At 64.6% G+C, this 5,926-nt stretch carries 6 protein-coding genes; 3 read left to right on the forward strand and 3 right to left on the reverse strand.

The features are described 5' to 3' along the window. Both ACHWRX_RS04945 and ACHWRX_RS04950 read left to right on the forward strand, forming a co-directional pair. Positions 1 to 597 (forward strand): gamma-glutamyltransferase (locus tag ACHWRX_RS04945; RefSeq protein WP_394658322.1); only part of this gene is annotated, 597 nt, incomplete at its 5' end. A gap of 48 nt (positions 598 to 645) precedes the next feature. Beyond that, positions 646 to 2,442: an AMP-dependent synthetase/ligase gene (locus ACHWRX_RS04950; protein ID WP_394658325.1), complete on the forward strand. Its 1,797-nt coding sequence runs from the start codon at positions 646 to 648 to the stop codon at positions 2,440 to 2,442. A 9-nt stretch (positions 2,443 to 2,451) separates the two neighbouring features. Here ACHWRX_RS04950 and ACHWRX_RS04955 read toward each other — a convergent pair whose 3' ends face one another. The 3 genes from ACHWRX_RS04955 to ACHWRX_RS04965 form a co-directional block, all read right to left on the reverse strand. Then, the gene (locus ACHWRX_RS04955; protein WP_058735690.1) at positions 2,452 to 2,982 is read right to left on the reverse strand and encodes a hypothetical protein; all 531 of its coding nucleotides are present in this window, start codon (positions 2,980 to 2,982) and stop codon (positions 2,452 to 2,454) included. Positions 2,983 to 3,151: 169 nt separating this feature from the next. Next, complete coding sequence (thiS, locus tag ACHWRX_RS04960) at positions 3,152 to 4,147, reverse strand: sulfur carrier protein ThiS (protein WP_394658323.1); 996 nt, start codon at positions 4,145 to 4,147, stop codon at positions 3,152 to 3,154. Between the two features lie 18 nt (positions 4,148 to 4,165). Further along, complete coding sequence (locus ACHWRX_RS04965; protein ID WP_242867022.1) at positions 4,166 to 4,519, reverse strand: MerC domain-containing protein; 354 nt, start codon at positions 4,517 to 4,519, stop codon at positions 4,166 to 4,168. A 172-nt stretch (positions 4,520 to 4,691) separates the two neighbouring features. Between ACHWRX_RS04965 and ACHWRX_RS04970 the strand changes: the two genes are divergently transcribed. Continuing rightward, positions 4,692 to 5,756: a COX15/CtaA family protein gene (locus ACHWRX_RS04970; RefSeq protein WP_394658324.1), complete on the forward strand. Its 1,065-nt coding sequence runs from the start codon at positions 4,692 to 4,694 to the stop codon at positions 5,754 to 5,756. Positions 5,757 to 5,926: the final 170 nt, after the last annotated feature.

Genomic DNA, 5,926 nt, shown 5'->3' on the forward strand with positions numbered 1-5,926 from the left:
CTCAGCATCGCCGACGGCAAGGGCGAAGTCGTATCTGTCACCACAACGATCAACGGCTATTTCGGCAGTGGCATCGCGGTGGATGGCTACATGCTCAACAACGAGCTGCCCGATTTCGACGCGGCCCCGGCGAAGGACGGCTATCTGGTGGTCAATCGAGTCGAGGGCGGCAAGCGGCCGCGCAGTTCGATGTCGCCGACGATCGTCTATGGTCCGGACGGCAAGGTGCGCCTGGTGATCGGCGCGGCGGGCGGATCGACGATCATCTGCCAGGTGGCCAAGGCGCTGATCGGCGTGATCGACTGGAACATGAGTGCGCAGGACGCGATCGCCATGGGCCTCGTCTTCGCGCCCGGCATCAAAGCCGGCGTGATTGAACAAGGCACCGAGCTGGAAGCGATGTTGCCGCAGTTGCTGGCGCTGGGTGAGACGCTGAAGATCGGCTCGCTCGGGCTCAAGGCCAACGCGGTGGAGTTCGTCGACGGTCAGTGGCGCGGCGCCGCCGATCCGCGCAGTGAAGGCGTGGCGATGGACACCGCAGGCCACGTCAGCGTAATCGCAAGGCGCGCCAACGATTTGAACGGCGCGCACGAATAGAGCGACCTAGTACACGGGAAGAGAGAGGATCGACCGATGCCAGCCGGCATGCAGCTCAGCGATTTCGCGCAAGCGCCCAACCTCGTCTCGCTCTTCCTGCGCCGCGCAGATGCGTTGGGGGACAAGCCGTTTCTGCGCACCAAGCATGACGGGCGATGGCTGGCAATCACCTGGCAGGAGGCCGCGCGGCAGGTCTGCATCATCGCTGAACGCCTGCGCACGATCGGCCTCCAATCGGGAGACCGCGTGGCCATCGTGTCGGAGAATCGGCCCGAGTGGTGCATCGCGGATCTGGCTATCATGGCGGCAGGCTGTGTCACCGTGCCCGCTTACACCACCAACACGACTCGCGATCATCTGCACGTCCTGCAGAATTCCGGCGCGCGGGCGGTCATCGTTTCCAATGCCAAGCTGGCCGGGGCGCTGCTACCGGCCGTGATCAAGAGCGATTGCTGCGATCATGTTATCACGCTCGAACCGATGCGCTCCACCGGGCAAAGCGGGTTCGCCGTTCACGAATGGGCGGGGCTGAAGCTGGGCGATACTCCCGCCGCTCGCGCTGCAGTGGACGCCCGCATTGCCACGATCAGCCGCGCGGATCTGGCCTGCATCATCTACACCAGCGGCACGGGCGGTGCGCCGCGCGGCGTGCGCCAGCACCACGGCATGATCCTGACCAACCTTGCCGGCGTGGCCCAAGTGATCGACGAGGATTTCGGCTGGACCGATGACGAGGCGATGCTCTCGTTCCTGCCGCTCAGCCATGCCTACGAGCATACCGCAGGGCAATTCGTGCCGATCGGGCTGGGCGGCCAGATCTACTACGCCGAGGGTCTGGAAAAGCTGGCCGCTAATATCGAGGAGACGCGGCCTACGCTGATGGTCGTCGTCCCCCGCCTCTTCGAAGTGCTGCGCGCGCGGATCATCAAGCAGGCCGAAAAACAGGGTGGGGCCGCCGCCTGGCTGATGGGCAAGGCGGTGGGCATTGCCAACCGCAAGGCGGCGGGCAAGGGCACGCTCGGCGATCGCGGCGTAAACTTGCTGCTGGGCCCCACGCTGCGGCCAAAAATCCGCGCGAAATTTGGCGGGCGGCTGAAAGCGCTGGTATCCGGCGGTGCTCCGCTGAACCCCGAGATCGGCATGTTCTTCGAGGCGATCGGCGTGATGCTGCTGCAGGGCTATGGCCAGACCGAGGCTGGGCCGGTGATCAGCTGCAACCGCCCACGGGCCGGGATCGCCATGGACACCGTCGGGCCGCCGCTGCCGGGTGTGAAAGTGCGTATGGCCGAGGACGGCGAAATCCTGGTCGGTGGCGAGCTGGTGATGCACGGATACTGGGACAATGCCCCCGCCAGCGAGGCTGTGCTGCAGGACGGCTGGCTGCACACCGGCGATATCGGCGAATTTGACGCCAAGGGCCGCATCCGCATCACCGACCGCAAGAAGGACATGATCGTCAACGACAAGGGCGACAATGTCTCGCCCCAGAAAGTCGAATCGATGCTGACGCTGCAGCCTGAAATCGGACAGGCGATGGTGACGGGAGATCGCCGGCCCTACGTCGTCGGCCTGATCGTGCCGGACCGCGAGTGGGCGGACAATTGGGCCGAAACGCACGGGGTGGCAGCTTCGAACCTCAATGATGATCCCGCATTCAACGTCGCTCTGCGCGCCGCTGTCGACCGGGTGAACCTGGAGCTTTCCGTGATCGAAAAAGTGCGGCGCTTCACATTGGCCGAGGAGCCGTTCGCGATCGAGAACGAGGAAATGACGCCCAGCCTCAAGATTCGCCGACACAAGATCAAGGCACGCTATGGTGAGCGGCTTGACGCCCTTTACCGTTGAACCGTCATATCACGCCGCTTCCTTGGCGATCCATTCGGGATAAAAACTGGGCTCGCGATCGGACCAGCCCGGCGCGGTGGCTGCGGCTTCGCTGATCGAGTGCAGCAGCAGCTTGCGCCGCTCGGGCGCGATCTGCGGCAGGGCAGCCGCTCCGCAGAACGCCCCGGGCAACCACGGCCGCGACCATGCGCCCAGCAGCCGCTCATACAAAAAGCGATAGGCGGAGAAACCTCCCAGCCGGCCATGGCCCAGATCGAGCGCGGTCATTCGCACCAGCCGGGCGAAGAACTCTCCCGGTATGTCGTAACCCTGATCCTCACGCAGCATAGCGCGCATCGGCTTCAGGTCTTGATAGGCGACGTATTGGCGGCGGATCGAGTCCACTTCGGCATCGGATCGCGCCCACAGCTTGAACGCATCCTGCCGCCCCAGCCCGATATCGAGGCTGCGCTTGATGTAACGCTGCTCACACGGAGTGAAGCCTGCAAACTCGCGAAGTTCGCTGATGGTGACGCTGGTGGTGGTGCCGGCACGGTTCATGATCGTGACCCCCTGTCTGCCGCGGCGGAAAGGACATGCTTCGCCGCGCACCGTCAGAACACCACAGGCAGGTTACAAAGCCGTTAACCACCACGCGCGGCGGTTCCGCAGGTCGGCACGCAACCCGGCGGACCCGATACCACGCCCCAATGGCGCGGATCAGGTTAGATCAGATCAGGCCCGCCAGGGGGCTGGAAGGATCGGCGTACTTGCGCGTCGCCATCCGGCCCGCAAGATAGGCATCGCGTCCCGCCTCCACCGCCAGGCGCATCGCGCGCGCCATGCGAATCGGGTCCTTGGCTTCGGCGATGGCTGTGTTCATCAGCACGCCTTCGCAGCCCAGTTCCATCGCCACCGCCGCATCAGATGCCGTGCCGACTCCTGCATCGACCAGCACCGGCACCTTGGCGCCCTCCACGATCAGGCGGATCGTCACCCGGTTCTGGATGCCCAGGCCCGAACCGATCGGCGCGCCCAGCGGCATCACCGCCACCGCGCCTGCGTCTTCCAGCTGCTTCGCTGCGATCGGATCGTCCACGCAATAGACCATAGGCAGGAAGCCTTCCTTGGCGAGCACCTCGGTCGCTGCCAACGTCTCGCGCATGTTGGGGTAGAGCGTGCGCGCTTCTCCCAGCACTTCCAGCTTCACCAGGTCCCATCCCCCGGCCTCGCGCGCCAGCCGCAGCGTGCGGATCGCATCCTCGGCATTGAAGCACCCGGCGGTGTTGGGCAGGTAGGTAACCTTCTTGGGATCTATGAAGTCCGTCAGCATCGGCGCCTTGGGGTCCGACACGTTGACGCGCCGCACCGCCACGGTGACGATCTCGGCCCCGCTGGCTTCCAGGGCCGCTGCGTTTTGTGCAAAGTCCCGGTACTTTCCGGTGCCCACGATCAGCCGCGAGCGAAAGGTGCGGCCAGCCACGCTCCACGTATCGTCCGAAGGCGCGAGGTGATCGCCACCGCCAACGAAGTGCACGATCTCCAGCTTGTCACCGTCCGCCAGCTTCACGTCCGCCAGCGTCGAGCGCGGAACGATCAGCGCATTGTGCTCCACCGCCACTTTCGCGGGATCAAGCTCCAGGCTGGAGACGAGGTCGGCGATGGTCGCGCCGGCAGCAGCGCGGCGGGTTTCGCCATTGACGGTAAGGTTCAGATCGGCAGTCATAGGCCTGCGACATAGCGCTCAGGCAGACTTGTGCAAGCTGTGCCCTTGCAAGTTGCGCATGTGCGCGGTCGCCACCAGGCAAACGCCCAGTATGGTCAGAACCGCCTCGGGAAGGCCATGGCCGACGAACAGCGCAGCAGTCATCAGCGACAAGCCTACGCCGCCCAGGATCAGTGGCTCGATCCGGCGATGCCGCAGTACGCCAAACCCCAGAGAGATGGCACCGATGGCAACGGCCAGCGCCAGCCCGATCTCATGAATTTCCGGCGCGAGCAGAAACTGCCCGCCCAGGCCCAGAACGCCGACCAGCACGATTCCCAGAATGCAATGTACCGCGCATAGACCCGACAGCAGCACGCCGAAGCGATCCATACGCTCTCGAATCGGGTGGGCTGGCTGCGGCATGACCACCTAGATATGTGATGTTGTAACATTCGACAACCCGCCATCGTCATAAAGAGGTATCGCGCCTCTCGCTTGGACAGATTGCCCCACCCCCATCGCCCCCTTGCGCATCGCCGGGCACGAAGGCAGGGACAACCCGATGAAAAGGCACGACGGAAAACCGATCATCGGCACCAGTGACGACATCATTCCGATGGTGCGCTGGCTGCTGATCGTGGCGGGGCTGATCCTGGCGATCGTTGTCGTCGGCGGGATCACCCGGCTGACCGAATCGGGCGTTTCGATCGTCGAATGGAAACCCGTGACAGGAGCCCTCCCGCCCTTGACGCAAGGGCAGTGGCAAGCCGAATTCGCAGCCTACCAGCAGACCCCGCAATACACCCAGATCAACGGGCCTGCCGGGATGACCCTGGCGACCTATAAGTTCATCTACTTCTGGGAGTGGGTTCACCGCCTGATCGCCCGCGTGATCGGCCTGGCCTTCGCGGTGCCGCTGGCGTGGTTCTGGCTGCGCGGAACGATACCGGGCGGCTACAAGCCGCGGCTGCTGGCGTTGCTGGCCCTGGGTGGACTGCAAGGGGCGGTGGGCTGGTGGATGGTCAGTTCGGGCATCGTCAACGATGTGAAAGTCAGCCACTTTCGCCTTGCCGCGCATCTGCTGGTTGCGCTGACGACTTTGGCGGGGCTTGTCTGGACCGCGCTGGATCTGCTCGCCTTGAAGCGCGGGGAACCGCGTGCTCGAGTGCCGGGCCTTGGCATCGCCGCGCTGGCGATCGTGGCGATACAGTTGTTTTACGGCGCGCTCCTGGCAGGTCTGCGTGCCGGTGTCGTCGCGGGGGCCGGTTGGGGCAGCTGGGATGCCTGGCCGCTTATGCAGGGCCACTTCTTCCCCGAAGGCGTGGAAGCGGCATTGGTGCCGTTCAGCGATCCATACTTCGTCCACTGGTTCCACCGCTGGTGGGCCTGGGCGGCCGTCATTGTGCTGATCATGTTGGCGCGACGGATCAAGGCGAAGCACCGTCCGGTATCGGTGGCGATCCACGCGGCGTTCGGCACGCAGATCCTGCTGGGCATCTTCACCGTATGGTCGGGCGTGACTTTGTGGATCGCCGTGGCGCACCAGTTCGTCGGCGCGCTGGTCCTATGCGCCACGGTCTGCGGCGTTCACGCCCTGGGACGGCGGCCAGCCACGGGGCGCATCTAGACGACTGCGCCCAAGACGGTATCATTTTACCTCTCTGGAAAGTGGCCTCCAGCTTGACTTAGCTGCCGATCTGCACGATTGGGCCGCCTTCTCGCGCTGCCGGAGAATCGGTTGGGCGCGAAACGGATATAGGGATAGACCAGCCATGAAGGCGCTCACGAAGGTCACCC

It is taken from the genome of uncultured Novosphingobium sp. (genome assembly GCF_964277725.1).
Classification (GTDB): Bacteria; Pseudomonadota; Alphaproteobacteria; order Sphingomonadales; family Sphingomonadaceae; genus Novosphingobium; species Novosphingobium fluoreni.